This window comes from Leptospira sarikeiensis, assembly GCF_004769615.1.
Classification (GTDB): Bacteria; Spirochaetota; Leptospiria; order Leptospirales; family Leptospiraceae; genus Leptospira_B; species Leptospira_B sarikeiensis.
The window spans coordinates 34,856-54,309 of sequence record NZ_RQGF01000014.1 but is presented as its reverse complement, the minus strand read 5'-3'; the positions used below and the strand labels follow the sequence as shown (position 1 = coordinate 54,309).

The 19,454-nt window shown below is 41.1% G+C and carries 20 protein-coding genes and 1 tRNA gene; 11 read left to right on the top strand and 10 right to left on the bottom strand.

Annotation, left to right across the window (positions count from 1 at the left end; translation table 11 throughout):
- The first annotated feature begins 119 nt into the window (after positions 1–119).
- On the top strand, positions 120–2,195 hold the full coding sequence (locus EHQ64_RS07520) for a methyl-accepting chemotaxis protein (RefSeq protein WP_135648875.1): 2,076 nt from the start codon (positions 120–122) through the stop codon (positions 2,193–2,195).
- 158 nt (positions 2,196–2,353) lie between these two features.
- Positions 2,354–4,429, top strand: a complete 2,076-nt coding sequence (locus tag EHQ64_RS07515; protein ID WP_135648874.1) for a methyl-accepting chemotaxis protein — start codon at positions 2,354–2,356, stop codon at positions 4,427–4,429.
- Here the strand turns inward: EHQ64_RS07515 and hemW are convergent.
- Entirely contained in the window at positions 4,426–5,589 is a 1,164-nt protein-coding gene (hemW, locus tag EHQ64_RS07510; RefSeq protein ID WP_135648873.1) for a radical SAM family heme chaperone HemW, read from the bottom strand. The genes EHQ64_RS07515 and hemW overlap by 4 nt on opposite strands.
- Position 5,590: 1 nt before the next feature.
- On the bottom strand, positions 5,591–7,375 hold the full coding sequence (locus EHQ64_RS07505) for a glycoside hydrolase family 3 protein (protein ID WP_135648872.1): 1,785 nt from the start codon (positions 7,373–7,375) through the stop codon (positions 5,591–5,593).
- 214 nt (positions 7,376–7,589) lie between these two features.
- Between EHQ64_RS07505 and EHQ64_RS07500 the strand changes: the two genes are divergently transcribed.
- Complete coding sequence (locus EHQ64_RS07500) at positions 7,590–8,162, top strand: arylesterase (protein ID WP_246048630.1); 573 nt, start codon at positions 7,590–7,592, stop codon at positions 8,160–8,162.
- A gap of 48 nt (positions 8,163–8,210) precedes the next feature.
- On the opposite strand, the gene EHQ64_RS07495 is transcribed toward EHQ64_RS07500, so the two are convergent.
- From EHQ64_RS07495 to EHQ64_RS07480, 4 genes are read right to left on the bottom strand one after another with little or no spacing between them, the layout of a single operon-like run.
- Positions 8,211–8,663: a VOC family protein gene (locus EHQ64_RS07495; RefSeq protein WP_135648870.1), complete on the bottom strand. Its 453-nt coding sequence runs from the start codon at positions 8,661–8,663 to the stop codon at positions 8,211–8,213.
- Positions 8,664–8,667: 4 nt separating this feature from the next.
- Positions 8,668–9,072, bottom strand: coding sequence for a hypothetical protein (locus tag EHQ64_RS07490; protein WP_135648869.1), 405 nt, complete (start codon positions 9,070–9,072; stop codon positions 8,668–8,670).
- A gap of 6 nt (positions 9,073–9,078) precedes the next feature.
- Positions 9,079–9,585: an SRPBCC family protein gene (locus tag EHQ64_RS07485; protein WP_135648868.1), complete on the bottom strand. Its 507-nt coding sequence runs from the start codon at positions 9,583–9,585 to the stop codon at positions 9,079–9,081.
- On the bottom strand, positions 9,582–9,968 hold the full coding sequence (locus EHQ64_RS07480) for an ArsR/SmtB family transcription factor (RefSeq protein WP_135648867.1): 387 nt from the start codon (positions 9,966–9,968) through the stop codon (positions 9,582–9,584). The genes EHQ64_RS07485 and EHQ64_RS07480 overlap by 4 nt, the downstream gene beginning before the upstream one ends.
- A 107-nt stretch (positions 9,969–10,075) precedes the next feature.
- On the opposite strand from EHQ64_RS07480, the gene EHQ64_RS07475 reads away from it, so the two are divergent.
- From EHQ64_RS07475 to clpX, 5 genes are all read left to right on the top strand, one after another.
- The gene (locus EHQ64_RS07475) at positions 10,076–10,672 is read left to right on the top strand and encodes a DJ-1/PfpI family protein (RefSeq protein ID WP_135648866.1); all 597 of its coding nucleotides are present in this window, start codon (positions 10,076–10,078) and stop codon (positions 10,670–10,672) included.
- 169 nt (positions 10,673–10,841) lie between these two features.
- Positions 10,842–10,913: transfer RNA gene (locus tag EHQ64_RS07470), tRNA-Gly, on the top strand.
- A gap of 130 nt (positions 10,914–11,043) precedes the next feature.
- Positions 11,044–12,435 (top strand): trigger factor, encoded by a 1,392-nt coding sequence (gene tig, locus EHQ64_RS07465; protein ID WP_135648865.1) that lies wholly within the window; start codon positions 11,044–11,046, stop codon positions 12,433–12,435.
- A complete protein-coding gene (gene clpP / locus EHQ64_RS07460) occupies positions 12,426–13,019 on the top strand; it encodes an ATP-dependent Clp endopeptidase proteolytic subunit ClpP (RefSeq protein ID WP_008592146.1) in 594 nt (197 codons plus the stop codon). The genes tig and clpP overlap by 10 nt, the downstream gene beginning before the upstream one ends.
- A 12-nt stretch (positions 13,020–13,031) precedes the next feature.
- Positions 13,032–14,303 (top strand): ATP-dependent Clp protease ATP-binding subunit ClpX, encoded by a 1,272-nt coding sequence (clpX, locus tag EHQ64_RS07455; RefSeq protein WP_135648864.1) that lies wholly within the window; start codon positions 13,032–13,034, stop codon positions 14,301–14,303.
- A gap of 79 nt (positions 14,304–14,382) precedes the next feature.
- Here the strand turns inward: clpX and EHQ64_RS07450 are convergent, their stop codons facing one another.
- The 4 genes from EHQ64_RS07450 to EHQ64_RS07435 all read right to left on the bottom strand — a co-directional run bounded on the left by EHQ64_RS07450 (position 14,383) and on the right by EHQ64_RS07435 (position 17,963).
- Positions 14,383–15,429, bottom strand: a complete 1,047-nt coding sequence (locus EHQ64_RS07450) for an NAD(P)-dependent alcohol dehydrogenase (protein WP_135648863.1) — start codon at positions 15,427–15,429, stop codon at positions 14,383–14,385.
- A 252-nt stretch (positions 15,430–15,681) separates the two neighbouring features.
- Positions 15,682–16,782: an Arg-Lys translocation region protein phosphatase RktP gene (gene rktP, locus EHQ64_RS07445; protein WP_135648862.1), complete on the bottom strand. Its 1,101-nt coding sequence runs from the start codon at positions 16,780–16,782 to the stop codon at positions 15,682–15,684.
- 3 nt (positions 16,783–16,785) lie between these two features.
- Positions 16,786–17,589: a twin-arginine translocase subunit TatC gene (tatC, locus tag EHQ64_RS07440; RefSeq protein WP_135648861.1), complete on the bottom strand. Its 804-nt coding sequence runs from the start codon at positions 17,587–17,589 to the stop codon at positions 16,786–16,788.
- 128 nt (positions 17,590–17,717) lie between these two features.
- Positions 17,718–17,963, bottom strand: coding sequence for a Sec-independent protein translocase subunit TatA/TatB (locus tag EHQ64_RS07435; RefSeq protein ID WP_135648860.1), 246 nt, complete (start codon positions 17,961–17,963; stop codon positions 17,718–17,720).
- 116 nt (positions 17,964–18,079) lie between these two features.
- On the opposite strand from EHQ64_RS07435, the gene EHQ64_RS20185 reads away from it, so the two are divergent.
- The 3 genes from EHQ64_RS20185 to trxA are packed head-to-tail and all read left to right on the top strand — an operon-like array spanning position 18,080 to position 19,430.
- On the top strand, positions 18,080–18,247 hold the full coding sequence (locus tag EHQ64_RS20185; protein ID WP_167882373.1) for a hypothetical protein: 168 nt from the start codon (positions 18,080–18,082) through the stop codon (positions 18,245–18,247).
- A gap of 5 nt (positions 18,248–18,252) precedes the next feature.
- A complete protein-coding gene (locus EHQ64_RS07430; protein ID WP_135648859.1) occupies positions 18,253–19,062 on the top strand; it encodes a hypothetical protein in 810 nt (269 codons plus the stop codon).
- Between the two features lie 53 nt (positions 19,063–19,115).
- The gene (trxA, locus tag EHQ64_RS07425) at positions 19,116–19,430 is read left to right on the top strand and encodes a thioredoxin (RefSeq protein ID WP_135648858.1); all 315 of its coding nucleotides are present in this window, start codon (positions 19,116–19,118) and stop codon (positions 19,428–19,430) included.
- The last annotated feature ends 24 nt before the right edge of the window (positions 19,431–19,454 follow it).

Below are 19,454 nucleotides of genomic sequence, written 5' to 3'. Positions count from 1 at the left end.
AGAGCGGATTTCATTTCTAACAATTGTTAGAAATCGTAAATTTTCTTTTTTTACAATTTCGTATCAAAAGAAAATTTTTTTGTTCCGTAATTTCCAATTCCGCATTCTAATTCCCTCCTATGAGTATTCGAACCCGCATCTCTCTTTATCTTTCTTTGGTTTTATTTTTAGGTTTTGCGGTCTTAACTGCGATCAACTCTATCATTTCGTATAGAAGTTTACATACGGAGATCGAGTCGGGTTCGGCTTTGAGTGCAGAAAGATATACTTTCGAAGTAAAGGATTACCTAGATTCCGCTATGGGAATGACTAGGGGCTTCAGGATGCTTCTTATCTTTTCTAATCCTAAACGCCAGGAAGTAGTGGATACGATGTTGGAGATCCTACATCGGAACCCTAAATGGTTCGGAATGTGGGCAGTATATGAGCCGAACGCTTTTGACGGTCAAGATGCGCAGTTCAAAAACAAGAAGGGGCATGATTCTAGCGGGAGGTTTATCACCTATGTACATTCCGTAAAATCGCTTACGGATGCAGTCATAGAACCTTCGACTAACTATGATAATACGGACGGGTCCGGAGATTTTTATCAAATCCCTAAAAAGACCATGGAGCCTCTGGTCACAGATCCTTATTTATATACTGCAGGTGGAAAGCAGGTCCAGATGATCTCTCTTTGTGTTCCGGTAAGTAATGGAGGGAAATTTTGGGGTGTCCTTGGAATGGATATCACGACAGCTCAACTCCAAGAGACTATGGGAAGTATAAAACCATTTCGTGGGCTGGGATATATCGCTCTTATTTCCCCGAAAGGAATTTATGCTGCCAATGGAGGGAACCCGGATCTTGTAGGGAAAGTAATTCCGGATGCGGAAGAATTAAAATTAGTACAATCTAAATCAGAAGAACATGATCGTTTTACTTACGAGGCGGGCGGTTTTACACATCATTTCTTTCCGTTCAAGATCGGAAAAGGGCAGAAACAATGGATCATGCAAGTTAGCGTTCCGAATTCCATTTTTACCACTGAACTTTTGAGTGTCTTATTTCAGAATGCACTTTCTTCCTTATTAATCGTTAGTTTGATCGTAGTTGTATTACATTTTATTTTCCAAAAATTAATTTCTGCAGGATTACTACAAGCCATCGGGTTCTCTGAAGAGATTGCAAAAGGGAATTTGTTGGCTTCTTCCACATATGAAAGAAAGGATGAGATCGGTGCATTACTTTCCGCAATGAACACGATGAGAGAGCACCTGTTCAATGTGGTAAGGGAAATAGGAACTTCCACAAGTAAGTTAGCCGGAACAGCGGAGAAGATGGCGGTTTCGTCTAGGAATTTCTCAGATGTCGCCCAAACCCAAGCTTCGGCCGCGGAAGAATGTTCCGCTGCTGTAGAGGAACTTGCAGCTTCCGCTCAGAATGTGGGAAGATCCATGCAGAAAGCAGTTTCTAGCATGAGAGAGATCGACGGAAATGTTATCTTATTAAAAGAACAGATCGCAAGTATCAATGGAGAGATGCAGGGACTAGTAAGTTTAGCTGCCTCTTCTAAAGAAGAAGCAGTAACCGGAGAGTCTGCGATGAGTACTTCTAATCGTGCGATGGGTGCGATCGGAGATAGCGCATCTAGGATCAACGAGATCTTGTCTTTGATCACTGAAATTTCCGAAAAAACGAATTTATTAGCGTTGAACGCTGCGATAGAAGCGGCTCGCGCCGGAGAAGCAGGAAAAGGTTTTGCGGTTGTTGCCGAAGAGATCGGCAAACTTGCATCCCAAACTTCTACAAGCGTTCAGGAGATCAGCGGGCTTGTGAATTCTACCAATACGGCTGTGTCAGACGGAAATAGTAAAATGCATGAGGCGGCTCAGATACTACAAAGGATCAAGGAAAGAGTGGATGAGTTCGATAAATCCGCAAAATCCGTTTTAAGTTCGGTGAAAACACAGGAATCGAATACGAAAGAGATCGCAGAAAGTGCGAATTCACTCATGACTTTCAGTTTGCAGATAGAAGAAGCTGTCTCCGAGCAAAGAAGAGCAACGGAAGAGATCACTAAAACAATCGTAAATATTTCGGAAGGTACTCAGGAAATTGCGAGTGGAGCGGATGATCTGACCTCGTTCTCTGGAGATATGCATGGGCAATCGGAGCAATTGTCCAATCTAATCGGTAAATTTAAAGTAGGTTAAGAAAGATAAGCTTCAACCTTCTTTGTAGGAATTCCAATCTATTAGCCAATTCTCAGTGAGACATAGATTGTAGGAATTCCTACAAATCTTTTCTTTCTTGGCGATCCGGAAATAAAAAGCGTTCCAAAATTTCTTTCCAATTTTACAATGGAAGCCTTATGAGTATTCGGTTCCGAATTTCTTTGTATATTTCCATCGTATTATTCGTCGCGTTTTCCCTGCTCGCGGCCTACAATTCATATTCTTCTTACCAAAACCTGAGAGAAGAAGTGGAACAGAGTTCCGACGTCACTGCGGAAAGATGGACCTACGAGATTATGGAACAGCTAAACACTCTCATGGGAGTTATCAGAGGTTTTAGATTTCCATTGATGTATGCTTCTCCCCAGAGAGAGCAAGTGATCCAAACGATTAGAGAGATCATGAAACGTAACGAAGATTATTTCGGAATGTGGCTTTGTTACGAACAGAATGCATACGACGGAAAAGACGCTATATATAGGAATAGAGCAGGGCATGATGCATCCGGTAGATTTATTCCATACTTAAACAGAGCTCGTGGAAAAGATATCGTAGATCTGGAACCATTAAGAGATTATAATAATACTGATGGAACCGGTGACTTCTATCAGATCACAAAAAAGACGGATAAAATGTCCGTTGTAGGACCGTATAATTATACCGTAAGCGGGAAAAGTATCCTGATGATCTCTCTTGTCGTCCCTATCAGTGTGGACGGGCATTTTTACGGTGCTGCAGGGATGGATATCGATCTTAAACTTTTACAAGAGAAGATAGGAAACAAAAAGCCGTTCCGGAACAAAGGATATATTGCTCTTATCTCTCCAGCAGGACTTTATGCTATCAATGGGGAAAATCCTGAATTATTGGGAAAGAAGATCCCGAACGAAGAGGAACTCAAACAATATCTAGAAAATGTAAAAGAAGGAAAAAGATTCGTATACGAATCGAATGGGAATACAGGTTTCTATTTCCCATTCCATATAGGTAAAGATCCTAAATTTTGGACACTTCTGGTTAATATTCCAAATTCAGTATATTATGAAAATATTGGAGAAATTATCTTAAAAGCTGCCCTCTCTTCTTTTCTGATCCTGATCGTAGTACTTTTATCTTTGAATCTGATCTTTGATCGACTTGTTAGTTCAGGGCTTTTAAAGGCGATCGGATTTTCGGATGAGATCGCAAAAGGAAATCTTACAGTTAAAAACGATTATCCAGTGAAAGATGAGATAGGGACCTTATTCATTTCCATGGACCAAATGAGAGAAAATCTTATGAATGTGGTCAAGGAGATGAGATCTTCTTCCGAAAAACTTAGTTCCAAATCGGAAGAGATGGCAATCTCTTCTCGTAACTTCGCTGACATCGCACAGACACAGGCATCGGCCGCAGAAGAATCATCTGCAGCTGTTGAGGAGCTGGCTGCTTCCGCTCAAAACGTAGGGAAATCTATGGAGAAGGCGGTTGAAAATACGAAAGAGATCGACGGAAACTCCATGCGTTTGAAAGAGCAGATCGTAAGTATCAATCAAGAAATGCAAGGCCTTGTAAATCTAGCTGTCGAATCCAAGAGGCAAGCGGTTACAGGAGAGAATGCAATGTCTGCTTCAACGACAGCAATGGGCGAGATCGGAGAAAGCGCTTCTAGAATTACGGAAATCTTATCTATTATTACCGAGATATCTGAAAAAACGAATCTACTCGCGTTGAATGCGGCAATTGAGGCAGCCCGCGCGGGAGAAGCAGGAAAAGGATTTGCAGTGGTGGCGGAAGAGATCGGAAAACTCGCTTCTCAGACTTCTAGTTCGGTACAAGAGATCGGAGAATTAGTAGAATCCACAAATGACGCGGTCATGAATGGAAATTCGAAAGTCGACGAGGCTTCTCAGATCTTGAAAAAGTTAAAAGCGAGTGTGAACGAGTTTGAGATCTCTGCGAATAAAGTTTTAGCATCCGTAAAAGATCAGGAAGCAAATACGAGTCAGATCCAAAAAAGTTCCAACACATTGACCTCTTTCAGCATGCAGATAGAAGAAGCTGTGATCGAGCAAAAGAACGCAACTTCTGAGATTACGAAAACGATCATTAGTATTTCAGAAGGTACTCAGGAAATTGCAGGCGGAGCAGACGATCTAACTACATTCTCCGGGGAGACACAAAGGCTTGCGGAGCAACTTTCTAAGTTGATCGAAAGATTTAAGATAAATTAATCCAGATCCGCTAAATCCAATATTTCCGAATCTAAGAATAGGACGGAGGATTGTTTCCATTGGAAAATGCTTCCGTCCAAACTACATTTACCTTCCGAAACTTTTTTCTTTAGTTTGGAAAGTATCCTTTCTTTTTTATCCGGGAAATATTCTAAAAAATTCTTTAGATCGATTGGCAGAAAAACTCTGAACAGGGAAAGTAAGATTTCTTCGAAAGGATCGGAAACTTCGTATATATTGTTTCCTGTTCCACCGATATAAGCAGATGTATTCCTAGGGTTGGAATACCTACCACTAGGAAGAAATCCATGAGCTCCGGGACCGATCCCCAAATAATATTCGTAGGTCCAATATTTCATATTATGGCGAGAATGCATTCCAGATTTAGAATAATTAGAAACCTCATACTGAATAAATCCTTTTGATCTTAAGAAGTTCGGTAGGTTTTTAAGAATATTCTCTTGAACATCTTCCGAAGGAGGAAGCATGGACCCAGCGGATACTTTTCTACTGTATTCCGTTCCTTTTTCCACAGTCAGAGCGTAAATACTGATATGGGAAACTCCAGAAGAAAGCACCGAATTTGCATCCTCGTAAAATTCTTCTTCCGTTTGCCCCGGGACTCCGAACATCAAATCTGCTCCGTAGTTCTTAATTTTAGAATTTTGTAATGCTTCTAAGATCCTCGGGTAGGTGTCCGGATCGAAATAGCGATCCAAAAATTTCAAATTTTTAGGGAGAAAGGATTGGATCCCTACATGGATCCGGTTGACCCCAGCGTCCGCTAAACCTTCTAAATATTCTAAATTCAGATCTTCAGGATTACATTCTAAGGTGATCTCTGAATCAGGAGAAAGATTTAGATTTTCCTTTAGGAATTTTATATAATCTGCATATTTTATGTAGGAAGCCTTGGAAGGAGTTCCACCTCCAAAAAACAAACTATCGAAAATAAGATCCTTGTGATCCGGAAAATGTTTTAAACGAAGTATTAATTCTTCTTTATATTTTTCGAAAAGTTTTCCTTCTAAAGGAGAAGGATCTAAGCCGATCCCCTCCGAATAAAAATCACAGTAACTACATTTATGAACGCAGAAAGGATAATGTACGTAAATCCCCGGCCTGTTTGTCTTTTGTATGACCGGGAGATTTGTTTCCAAATTAAGGAGTGTTTTTGCTTGCCGCGTTTGTTTTCGCTTCCGTGGACGTGGAAGATTTTTTAGGATTCGGTTTTAGGATTAGATCCACTAAAGGGATTTCGTTCTTTCTATCTAAAATAGAATACAGAAGAGCTTTTTTGGATTCTAAAGTAGGGGAGAAGGAAAATAGTATTTTTAGATTCGGATGTTCCGGCAGATCCAAGAACGGAGTTCCATAATGAAGGCTTACTATTTCAATATCCGGAAATTTTTGAGCTAAAGAAGCAGCCAGATCCAATTCGGGCTGTGAAGAAGAGTTAAGGACTGCTCTTTTTACTTCTTTCTTTTCTAATTTTTTACGTAGAGTAGCTAAATCTAGATTCGTAATAGAACGTGATTTTAGATCGGAGAGAAACTCTTCTCCTTTTAAGTAAAAAGCAGTGTCAGCAGAAGAGATTTGTTCTGGAGAATAAGTTTTTGGAAATACAACAACCGCTTTTCTACTCACGTCTCGATTGAGAGTTTCCTGATTGTATTCTGAGGCTAAAATTTCTCTTTGTTTATCTTGTTCGGTGAAATGAGTTTTTAATACTTCCGGAATTTCTTTTGGAAAAATAGTATCCGCTCTCCCTGTTTTGTTCGATCCGGAAAATTCCCAAACGATACCGTATTTTAGTTTATAATAAATTTGTCTTTTAACGGCTTCTTTCAGGAGGTCTTTTCCTTCGCGAACTAAACTTCCTTTTTTATACGCTTTTAAGATCTGATCTCTCATGGACTCGGTGGTTTTTCCCCAACTAGTCATAAGAATAATATCTGCACCTGCAAGAAGTGCTAAGACTCCCGGATCATCTTTTTGATAATGTTCGTCGATCGCATCCATTTCCATTGCGTCCGTTATTATCAAACCTTTGTACTGGAATTCTTTTCTAAGTAGTTCTCCTAAAATTTTAGAAGATAGAGTTGCCGGAAAATTCGGATCAATTTTGGGATATACGATATGGGCACTCATGATCGCATCTGCTCCGTTTTGAATGGAAGTTTGAAAAGGGATGAGTTCGAAATTTTTTAATTCTTCGATCGTCTTTTCTATTTTAGGAAGTCCTAAATGACTATCCACATTTGTGTCCCCATGTCCGGGAAAATGTTTTATGACAGGGATGGAACCTCCAAGTCTTGCTCCTTCTTCGTAAGCAACCCCTGCATTCAAAACTGTTTCTAAATTACTTCCGAGTGATCTAGTATTGATCACAGGATTGAACGGATTATTATTGATGTCCATGTCTGGAGCGAATAAAAAATTTAAGCCCAGCTTTCTAAGTTGGTAAGAAGTGACAAAGCCGACTTTTTTAGCCATGTCCTTATCCTTTGTTTGTCCTAGAGCCATTGCACCTGGGAACTGAGTCACTCCATCTTTTACACGTATCACCCTTCCGCCTTCTTGGTCTACGGAGATAAGAAGAGGAAGACCTGTGTTTTCAAGTGCGTTTGTCTGTAAATTTTGGTTTAAGGATTGGATCTCTGATCTGGAGCCTAAATTTCTTCCGAATAAGATCACTCCTCCGGGTTTAATCGTTTCAATTTCTTTTTTCGCGATCGGATCTAAAATGGTTCCAGGGATCGCTACATGGATGACTTGTCCTACCAATTCTTCCGGACTAAGTTTAGAGGTGATCTCCTCGGCTTGACGAAGCATTCCGTCTTGGATTTCCTGGGCTTGGAGTTCGCTTCTGAATTGGCCTAACCAAAAATAAAGGAATAGTAAGAATGCGGCAAAAACGCCAGCGATTAGAAACCGTTTGAACATACGTACTAGATCCTAATCTTATGCGTATTCGTAAAGCAGAACTTACCCGATCTTTTCTTGGACCTTGACGGATCTACGGAGGTCGAAATGATCAGTAGGAGTAGAAATGAAGCATTTATTATCTTTTCGAACTTTCTCTATTTTGATTTTATTATTCGTTTTTGTTGGATGTGAGAAGGAGAAGGTTGAAACTGGATCCGTGCCCGGTCCTAAAATGGAAATCAATTCGAATGGAAAAAAGATCCTATTTTTCGGAGACAGTCTCACCGCAGGTTACGGTTTGGAAGGTCCGGAAGAATCATTCGCTCATTTAGCGTATCTGGAATTAAAGAAAAAATATTCGGATCTGGAATATGTGAATGCAGGAGTTAGTGGAGACACTACTTCGGGCGGACTTGCAAGACTGGACTGGGTCTTAAATACGAAATTCGATGTATTCGTATTGGAATTAGGAGCAAACGATTCTTTGAGAGGAGTTCCTACAAAGGTAACCGAAGAGAATCTAACCAATATTATCCGAGGAGTCCGTGCAAAATATCCTTCCATTAAGATCCTATTGATTGGAATGAAAACACTCCCGAATATGGGACCTCAGTACGCAAAGGATTTCGGAGCAATCTTCCCAAGAGTTGCCAAAAGGGAGAAGATAGAGTTTATGCCTTTCTTACTCGATGGAGTTGCTGGCGATAGAAGGCTGAATCAAGACGATGGAATTCATCCTACAGCGGAAGGGCACAAAATCCTTGCCAAACATATCATTCCTTACTTAATAAAATTATTGAAATAGTTCGAAAAGTAAAACCGCCTTTTAGTAAGGCGGTTTTTATCTGTAAGATCAGTTTTGATCGTAAGCTTCCTGCAATTTGGAGATATCTATTTTAAACATCTTTAACATTGCCTGCATTACTCTCCCTGCCTTAGCTTGGTCCTTATCTTTAAGATATTTTTCCAAGACAGGGGGAATGATCTGCCAAGAAAGACCGAATTTGTCTTTTACCCATCCGCAGGGTTGTTTGGCACCACCTACTGAAAGTTTTTCGTATAGATCGTCTATCTCTTCTTGGGTATCAGCATTGATATAAAGAGAGATCGCTTCCGAAAATTTGAAATGATGTCCTCCTGAGAAAGCTAAAAATTTCTGGTCTTCTATATGGAAAGTTGCGGAAACCATTCCTTCTCCTATTCTGGATAAACTTTCTACTTTCATATTTTTGAATATACCGGAATAGAATTGGACGGCTTCCTCTAAATTACTTTCGAACATCAAAAATGGAGTGATCTTTTTCATAATTTTATCCTTTGCGATTTTTTAAATAAAATTGCGCACCGAGTAATGAGATCGGGATGGATATTACTATGAGTCCGATCGAATACCAAGAAGGCCCTAAATGTCCCATTTGTAAATGCCCCGCAGTGCTTGCCAATGTTCCTATGATTCCCAAGATCCAAACATGAACGATAGGTGATTTTGGCGCAAATTTTGCAGTCCCCATTCCACCTATAAGAGCTAGAGCAAATCTATAAGAAAAAGCTAATGCAAAAAGTGGATCGGACATTCTTACTCCCATCGGAGGATAAACTCCCGTAGAATGCAGGACTGCATCGATCGATATGGCAGGAATTGCATTGATTAGAATTCCTAGGAAAACAGCACCGATACTTTTGAGAATTGTGAAAATTTTTTCTTTCGCAGCCATGATTATTTATTTCCTTTTCGCAGTTTCTGTAAGGCCATTCAATAATGTTTCCAAACGGTTATAACTTTGGGCAACTCCGCCTTCCATCGGCGATTTGATCACCATATCTCTCGTTTCTTTCGATCCATATAATATAGTTACCACCATAGAAGTGATCCCCTTGGATTCAGTGAAGGTAGTAGTAACGATTGCATCGCCGGCATACCAAGATTCGTCGAAAACTTCGGTGCATACTATTTTTTTCGGCCCACTAATCTCTTTGTATTCTCCGCCCATACCCATGATCGTTCCGTCTTTTAAACTTTTCCAAACATATCTATATTTTCCACCGACCTTGAGATCTATCTCGCAAACGATCATTTCCCAACCGTCAGGGCCATGTAACCATTTCTTCACTAGATCCGGCGTGGTGAAACATTCGAATACCAATTCTTGATCAGCGTTAAATTCCCTGGCCATAACCAGTTCACGATCCCCTTTAGCGGAAACTTTTAATGTACCAACAAAACTCATTCTTTTTCTCCTTTGCGATGTTTACGTTTAGGACGTTTATCTCTCGTTAATTTTAGTTCTTCTAAGAGGGAATCCAATTGTTGGTATCTTCCTTCCCAGAACTCTCTGTAATTCTCTAACCATTCGCTTGCTTCCCCTAAAGCTTTGGCCTCTATTTTCCTAGGCCTCTTTTGAGCTTCTTTTGCGCCCGAGATGAGTCCCGCTTTTTCCAACACCTTCAGATGTTTAGAAATAGCTGGTTGGCTCATGGAGAATGGTTTTGCCAGATCCATGACGGAAACATCTCCCTTTGCTAGACGAGCAAGAATTGCTCGTCTAGTAGGGTCTGCGAGTGCGGCAAATGTCGCATCCAATCGATCGGAATGATTCATTACACGATTCATATTTTCTATATATAACCATATGGTTATATATTTAGAATAATCAACTCTTTTTTAGTAAAATTATTTCAGAAATCGTTTGTTGTAAAAAATAGAGAAAAAGGTAGAATATGAAAGAAATCTCCGTCCACATCCTGATTTTTAATGAAGTAGAAGTTCTGGATTTTTCCGGTCCCTTTGAAGTTTTTTCTATAACCGAAGACGAGGATAAAAAGAAACTTTTCAAAGTTTCACTCGTTGCGGAAAAGAAGGAACTCCTACATGCTCGTAACGGATTCCCCATATTTCCTCATTTAAGTTTAGAAGAAGCCACGGTACCGGATATATTGATCATTCCGGGAGGCTATGGCGCGGAAGAGATAGAGATCCATAATAAAAAATTGATCGGATGGATCAGGGAAATGGAATCCAAAGTTAAGATCCTCGCTTCGATCTGCACCGGAGCGTTTTTACTCGCAGAAGCGGGAATTTTGGACGGGATGGAAATTACGACTCATTGGATGGACCAAGAGGCACTCAGAAATAAGTATCCAAAGATCAAAAAAGTAGTTCACGAAAAATTTATAGATCATGGGCATATTCTGACTTCAGGTGGAGTTTCCAGAGGGATTTTAATGTCCCTACATCTTGTGGAAAAATTGGTTGGAAGAAAGATCGCAGAATTTACTGCGAGAAGAATGGAATTCGATCCTTATTTTTCGGAATAAGATTCCTGTATTGTAGAAATAATTTCTTTCCAGAAGGGGAGAGCTACCAAATCTAAAGCCCGAATTTGCGGTTAGAAAGCTTCTTTTGCGGACCATTCAGAAGGGAAGTTTGATGTTAAAAACCGATTTACATGGGGTCCGAGAGAGAAATCATGGTTCTACCAACCATGCGGGAATAGCTCAGTGGTAGAGCACCTCCTTGCCAAGGAGGGGGTCGCGGGTTCGAATCCCGTTTCCCGCTTACAGAAGACAGAGGACAGAATACAGAAAACGGCCCGGGGTAACCGACCGCTTCTTCTCCTTTTTGGACCAAAACCGACAAGTATTAGAATTCTGTCTTACAGTCCCCCGCCTTCTGTCTTCTGAAGACAATGGAATTCAAGACTAAGAAAAATCAAAACGCATCCGTAGAGTTAAAATTGACCTTTGATAAGAGCGACTTAGAAAAAGCGTTCGAAAAGGCGTATCAAGAAAAACAGAAGGATCTCAAGATCCCGGGCTTTCGTCCCGGCAAGGCTCCTATCGAAATGGTCAAACGCCATTTAGGAGACTCGGTCGCAAACGACGCGATCAACCTTCTTCTTGTAGAATCGATCAGCGAACTTTCAGGAAAGTTGGAGCATAAGATGGTCCGTTTTCCTAAATTCACTGTAGAGGACTATGTTCCGGGAAAAAGTCTCGTGGCCACCGCGGTCTATGATACGGATCCTGAAGTTAGTTTAGGAAAATATAAAAAGATCAAGATCAAACTTCCGGAAGTCCAAGTCACTGACGAGGATGTGGTAGAAGAACTTCAATTCGTCCGTAAACAACTTGCTCGCAAACTTCTCAGAGAACCTTCCGAAGGTGCAGAAGTCGGCGATATCGTGGACATGGAATTCGAAGTGAAAGAAGAGGGCTTAGAAGCCAAAAACGCGAAGAACGGTTCTAGCGATTATAAATTAGGAGAACCGAATAATCTTCCTGGTTTCGATGATCATCTTTACGGGATCAAGACTGGAGAGACAAAAGATTTCTCTTATACTTATCCTACTGATTATGCAAGAGAAGATCTCGCAGGTAAAAAAATGGACTTCGCGATGACCCTAAAGGCTATCTACAAGGAAGTTTTACCGGAGTTAGACGATGACCTCGCGAGCGAATACGACGGTTCTGCTTCTCTACAAGTTTTGAAAGATAAGATCAAAACAGATTTACAGAAAAATTATACCGAAGCCGTAAAATCCAAGAAGATGGAAGAAATCTACAAGGAATTGGTTGCTGATTCCAAGTTCGTTTTCCCGGATTCTTATATCACCGAAGAGTCTGAACATGTGTACCAAAACATGATCCAAGACGCTCTAGGTGGAAGACAGGGAGCTCGGATCCCAAAAGAACATCTTCCTACGATCGAAAAATACGCGGAAATGGTCGGAAAACCTTTGGAGGAAGTCAAAGAATCCTTCAAGACCATCGCAGAAAACCGACTTAAGGGATACTTCTCCAGACAGAAATTGGCTGCGGCAGAAAATATCGTTCTGACAGAGGATGATTTCGACAAGGAAATCGAGTCTCTTGCCTCAAGATACGGTATGCCGGACGCCGATTTTAAAAAAGAGTTGGAAAAAGGTAAACTTCTGGAAACTTACCGGGACAATTTTTTAGCAAAAAAGATAGACGATACCCTCTTCCAGCTTGTAGAAAAGAAATACAACGAGAAGATGAGTATCCGTCAGCTAAAGGAATTCCTTTCAAATAAGGAAACTGGAGAAGTATGGCAATAATTCCCACAGTTATAGAGCAAACCGGTAGAGGTGAGATGCGGTATGACGTATTTTCCCGCCTCTTAAAAGACAGAATTATCTTTCTAGGTGACGCGATTTCGGATGATTACGCGAACGTAATCATCGCCCAACTTTTGTTCCTGGATGCGGAAAATCCGGACAGAGATATTTATCTTTATCTCAATTCTCCGGGTGGTTACGTATCTTCCGGGCTTGCCATTTACGATACTATGCAGTATATTAAGGCTGACGTTCGTACCCTTTGTATCGGGCAAGCGTCTTCCATGGCTGCGCTTCTACTTGCTGGTGGGGCAAAGGGCAAAAGATCCGCTCTTCCTCATTCCAGAATTATGATGCACCAGCCTACCGGAGGAGCTACCGGACAAGCTTCCGATATCGCGATCCAAGCGAAGGAAGTTTTGAAACTGAAGCAGGTGTTGAACGGCTTGTACGCGAAACATACGGGCAAATCGGTGGAAGAAGTGCAAAAGGATACCGAAAGGGACCTTTACATGACTCCGGAAGAAGCCCAAAAGTACGGGATTATCGATTCCGTAATTTCTATAGAGCGTCAAAAGAACTGATAGGGGGATCCCGTGGCAAAGAAACCGACCGGAACCAATAATAAGCAAAAATTATTTTGTTCGTTTTGCGGAAAAGAACAAGACTCCGTAAAACGTCTGGTTGCAGGTCCCGGTGTTTATATTTGCGACGAGTGTATTTCTCTTTGTAACGAGATCATCGCCGAAGAGCCCGAGCAGGAAAAAGAACGCACGGAACTCTTGGGCGAGGTCCCAAATCCTGCAGCAATCAAAGCGATCCTGGACCAGTATGTGATCGGTCAAGATCATGCTAAAAAAGCTCTTTCTGTTGCAGTTTATAACCACTACAAACGAATTTATCTTAAAGACAAAAAAGCTGATATCGAATTAGAAAAATCGAATATTCTTTTGATCGGGCCTACAGGTTCCGGAAAAACACTTCTTGCACAAACTCTTGCTAAGATCATAAAAGTTCCTTTTGCGATCGTAGACGCGACCGCATTAACCGAAGCAGGTTATGTGGGAGAAGACGTAGAAAATATCATTCTTAAACTGATCCAAAACGCTGATAACGATATCAAAAAAGCGGAGATCGGGATCATCTACATAGACGAAGTAGATAAGATCGCTCGCAAATCAGACAGCGCTTCCATCACTCGAGACGTGAGTGGGGAAGGTGTCCAACAAGCATTATTAAAAATTATAGAAGGAACAGTTGCAAACGTTCCTCCTCAGGGCGGAAGAAAACACCCTCACCAAGAATATCTACAAGTGGATACCAAAAATATCCTATTCATCTTGGGTGGAGCTTTCGTAGACCTGGACAATATCATCAAAACCAGGACCGGTGTGAAAACGATCGGATTCGGTAGCGATGAAAAAGACGGCAAGATCCTTCGAGACGAAAGTAAAGGAGAGATCCTTGCTCGAGTGATCCCGGAAGATTTGATGAAGTTCGGACTCATCCCGGAGTTCATCGGTCGTATGCCTGTGATCGCTACTCTCCAAGATTTGAGTGTAGAAATGCTCAAACGTATTTTCAGAGAGCCTAAAAACGCAATTCTTCGTCAGTACACCAAGATCCTAGAAATGGAAAATGTAAAACTTTCCTTCGAAGAAGCTGCAATCGAGAAGATCGCTCAGCTTGCAATAGAAAGAGAGTCCGGTGCTCGCGGACTACGTGCAATCGTAGAAAATCTGATGCTAGATCTAATGTATGAAATTCCTTCTCGCAAAGATGTGGAAGAAGTTATCATTACTGAAGAAGCGGTTGCTGGAACCAAGCCACCTAAACTCATTCTGAAAAAAGAACCAAAAATCGCTTAAGAACAGATTTCGCACTGAGGTCACGGAGAGAGGCTTTATAAACTCTGTGTTCTTCGTGAACTCCGTGCGAAACTTTAAATTAATTTAAACTAGCGATATCGATCACAAATCTGTAGCGCACATCACTTTTGACCACTCTCTCGTAGGCCTCGTTTACTTTTTGGATCGGGATTAGCTCGATATCACTGGTGATATTATGTTTTCCGCAGAAATCCAACATCTCTTGTGTTTCTTGGATCCCTCCAATAAGAGAACCAGCAAGACTTTTGCGGCCACCGATCAAGGAGAATGCTCCGATTGGGACCTGATCTTCCGGAACTCCTACAACCACCATAGAGCCGTCTACTCTAAGAAGACTTAAGTAAAGATTCCAATCCATAGACATAGAAACCGTATTGATGATGAGATCAAAACTTCCTCTTAACTTCGTAAAAGTGTTCTTCTCAGAAGTTGCATAAAAATGATCTGCGCCTAGACGTTTCGCATCCGCTTCTTTTTTATTGGATTGGCTGAGAACTGTTACTTCTGCTCCTAAAGCATGAGCGATCTTAACTCCCATATGGCCTAGACCACCTAAACCGATGATCGCAACTTTTTTACCTGGACCCGCTTTCCAATGAGCTAAAGGAGAGTAAAGAGTGATCCCTGCACAAAGAAGTGGAGCAGCAGCATCCAAAGGAAGATTGTCCGGAATTCTCAAAACATAATCTTGAGCTACGACGATCTTGTCGGAATAACCACCATAAGTAGGAGTTTTCTTGTCTTGCTCTCTTCCGTTGTAAGTGGCACTCATTCCACCTTCGCAGAATTGTTCCAATCCGCTTTTGCAATATTGGCATTCTCTACAAGAGTCCACAAAACAACCGACTCCTACCTTATCTCCAACTTTGAACTTAGTGACCTTGGAGCCGACTTTAGAAACTACACCAGTGATCTCATGCCCTGGGACCATTGGGAAAATTGAACCTCCCCATTCGTCTCTGGCTTGGTGAATATCGGAATGGCAGATACCGCAATATTTGATATCGATCACTACGTCTTCGTCTTTTGCTTCTCTTCTGTCGAAAGTGAATGGAGCTAGCGGAACTTTGGCCGTAGCTGCAGCAAAACCTTTTGTTGGAATCATTTTGTTCCTCGTTTTGGATTTAATATTGGATGAATTTCAAGTGGGGGGAAGAAATTCAAAAACCGGATCCGGAGAATTTTCCGAACTGATTTTTCAGAGGATTAGACAGACTACAAGAAGAACTGTTTTTCTTTTTTCTGCGAATCGCAAAATTTTACATTAGCCCTTGGTCTGCTTAATATTTCGCACAGAGTTCACGGAGATCACAGAGAAAGTTAAACCCTCTGTGTGCTCTGTGTTCTCAGTGCGAAACTAATCCCTCACGCGACCGACTGTCAGGATTGCTGCCTTGGAGAGTCCTTTTTTACCTGCTTCCATTTCCAGGAATCTTCCGAAGTCCAAAGTGAGTTCTCTAGAGTTTTTGTATTCTCTGTTGGAACTCCAATTTTGGAGTTGGATAAGAAGTGGGGCAACCCCGGCAGAACTTGTGATCTCAGTCAGACGATCGCTCAAGAAGACCAGAAATTCTCCGGGCTTCACTTGGATCTTTTTCACATCGCGAGTGGAGTTTCTGAAATCGTAAAAAACTTGTTTAGAGATCGGTAATGAAGTTGTTTTACCGTTTTTATGGACGAGTGCAGGAAGTTTTTGGTATTGAAGAATTCCAGCTTCTCCATTACGGGTTTCTAGATAAAATAGGGTCAAATTTAAATAAGAGATAGGTGTGGACCTAAGAGAACGATCTATCTTATACAAAAGATCTTCTCCTCGCATCCCAGTGGTTTCCTGGGCCAAGGAGATCATGCCTTCAATCCTGGCCTTCATGGAAGATTCTACCGCCCCATGGTTTGGAAATCCCGCCAAGATCCCGAAACAACCGTCTGCAGTCGGAATGATATTTGCGTAGTCCGTTTCACTGGAATCACTTGTGCGAGGGAAAACGGTTATATCCAAATTTTTGATCTTATGCAAACGGATCTTATGAAAAAAAATTTGGATCTTGTCCGAAAGTTCTCTTTCTCTTTTGTTTAAAGCTTCTTGGGAGAAATTTTCTTCCTTCGCTTTTTTCTGATAGAGAGCGATCCTGAAATGTCTAGCTAATTCTCCAAGTTCGTCTTCTCTTTCAGTTTCTCCGGAATCCTCGTATACATCCTGGGTCCAATTTTGTAAGAGTTGAGAGAGCGATTTTAAGGATTTAAAACCGAGCCCGATCAAGTAATACGTTAAAATTCCAAGTAGACCCGAAAAAATAAAACCTACGGATAAGCGAACCCAAACATAGGCTCTAAGTTCTTTTCTGATCTCTTCTCCGAATAAAAAATCATCCAAAAGAAGATACGACAAAAATAGAACGAATGCCGCGGTAAAAGAAGCAAATGCTAATTTATGTTTGGACTGAAGGTTCGGAAACAAAGTTTATTTCCTCTCTATAATTGCGATCAACACCAATGAAATTGCGAATAATAGGATGAGCGGAACAAAGAGCATCAGCATGGAAATTACGTCCGGCCCCGGAGATAATACCGCTGCAGCAAATGCGATCCCAACAAACGCTTCTCTCCAATGTTTTAATAAGAAAGAAAGTTTTAATATACCGACAGCTGCAAGAAGGACCATGATCACCGGAAGTTGAAAAGACAATCCGAAGATCAAATGCATATTAAAGAATACGTCGTAGTATTCGTCTATAGGAAGTCTAGTTTCTATATCCAAAGGACGTACTGTGACTAAGAAAATTTTTAGAAAACTTTCAAATGCCTGAGCCCAGCATAACCAAACACCCAGCCAGAATAGTACTGTGGAAAATGCGATGAGAGCTTTTCCGAGTCTTGCAGTTTTTGGTTCTAAAGCGGGGGAAACAAATCCCCATAAGAATGCTAATACAAAAGGGAAGGTGATTAGTAAGGAAACCATAAACCCGGTCCGTAAATAGACCATGAATGGAGCCATCAATTTGATCTGATAGAAGGTCGCTGAATCCCCTAGAATATTCTTATACGGTTTGATTACTAACTTATGGAGTTCTTCCCCGAAATACAGAGCCACTATGAAAAAAAGAGTAAATACAAGTATGGATCGAATGAGAACGGAACGTAATTCCTCTAGGTGTTCTCCCAAAGTCATATACTTCTCACGATCATGAGGTAAAGATTCTTCGGATGCTTCGATAGAAGGAGTTAGATTTTCCTGAGAGTTTTGGATCTTTTTTTTAGCAGGCATATGGAAAGGTCGGAATTAATATAAGGTTTCGCACAGAGTTCGCGAAAGAACACAGAGGTTTTCAATGCGGAGAATTTTCTCCTAAACTATCTCAGTGAACTCTGTGTCCTCAGTGCGAAATCGCGTTATTAAGCGGATTTTTTGGATTTTTTGTTAGAAGAAGGGGCTGGGGTCGGTTTTGTTTCCGGTTCTTGGATCTTAGCAGATTCTGACTCTGCATCTCCGGAAAGAGATTTGCGGAATTGGCGAATTCCGTCCCCTAAATCTTTTGCCAAAGAGGGAAGTCGCTTGCCCCCGAAAAGCAGGAGAGCTAAACCTAGTATGAAAAAGATTTCCCAAGGGCCTAAATTTAAAAATGCAAGTGGTGCGTACATATATGGTCTCCTTTGTTAGGATTTTGCCTCAGTAATATATGTCAAATAGTTAGTAGGAACAAGCCGATAATTCTATTGGGACGAAAGTTCCTTAGAATGGCGAAAAGGACGAGTTTATGAGAATAGAATCAAATCCCCTAGATTCAATCTCCGTCCCTCTCCCTGTTCGAGAACCCGGGGGAGAGGTCGAGCAAGAAGAAGATCGGAAAAAAGAGGAGAATACTCCGAATGCCGATTATATGTATGCCCTTTCTGTCGGAAGTTTGATCAATGTGCAGGTGTAATTAGAATGGCTCTTACCAAGGAACAAAAGCAGGAATTCCAAGAGAAACTCGTGGATTTTCGGGCGTTTTTGGAAGATTTAAAGAAAGAAGCAAATCTTCTCAAAGCCCAATCCAGAAAGGATCCGAAAATGGAACCTTACTTCAATGTGGCTCTTTCTCTAAATTCTATCAAAAACATAAATACCTGTCTTCTCATCAATGAGATCTCGGTCGCGGTTTTGGATCTAAAATCGGATACCTACTTGAATCAGGGACGGAAAGAAATTTATAGTGCGATCTCTTTTATGGAAAAAGTGGTCGGGACCGACTTCGAGTCTGGTTTAGGGGAGAATAAGGATCTTATTGCCAAAATCCTGGAGTTTAATCCTCTTCAGAGGCTGAATTATGTAAAGGGCCTTCGGACCTGTACTACGAATACCATCGAGGCATTCGGCTCTAACTCTAAATGGAAATGGAGTTTTCCAGAGATCCATTTTAAAATCGCCATACTTAGTAAGAATCTTTTTGACTTCCGGGCTTTTGAGAAGGAAAGAGACTTAGAGAATCCGTTTTATTATCCCAGACAGGAACATTATAATCTGATTCTGGAACTTTGTAACTTCGCAGCCCAGGAGTATCGCGCCAAATTCGACCTTTCTACCCAGGACACCGGGGATTTGAAAAAATCCATATCCCTTTTGGAGGTAAACCGCAAAATCCTCCAAACAACAGGGGAGACAGAGGACCTCGGAAAGACCAAAACCCTGATAGAATCCTTAAAAGAAAAGGTAGAAGCGATAGAAGCTGAGAAGGAAAAGAAGAAAAAGAAGAAATAGACCCGTCCAATTTGTTATAAAGAGTGGGAAAAAAACAGGAGTAAATCTAGCACATGGCATTGACCGAAATTAATGATTCAACTTTCAGTTCCGAGATCGGCGGAGGAATGGTTCTAGTAGATTGCTGGGCCGAATGGTGCGGTCCTTGTAGAATGGTATCCCCGGTTTTGGAAGAACTTTCATCTGAAATGAACGATATCCTAAAAATCAAAAAATTAAACGTAGACGATAATCAAGATACAGCTCAAAAATTAAATATCCAATCCTTACCGACACTTCTACTTTTTAAAGACGGACAATTGGTGGATAAGATCATAGGGGCTCTTCCTAAGGCGCAAATCAAAAGTTTCATCGAAAGACATAAATAAAAAATTCGATCTCGACTGCGGCGG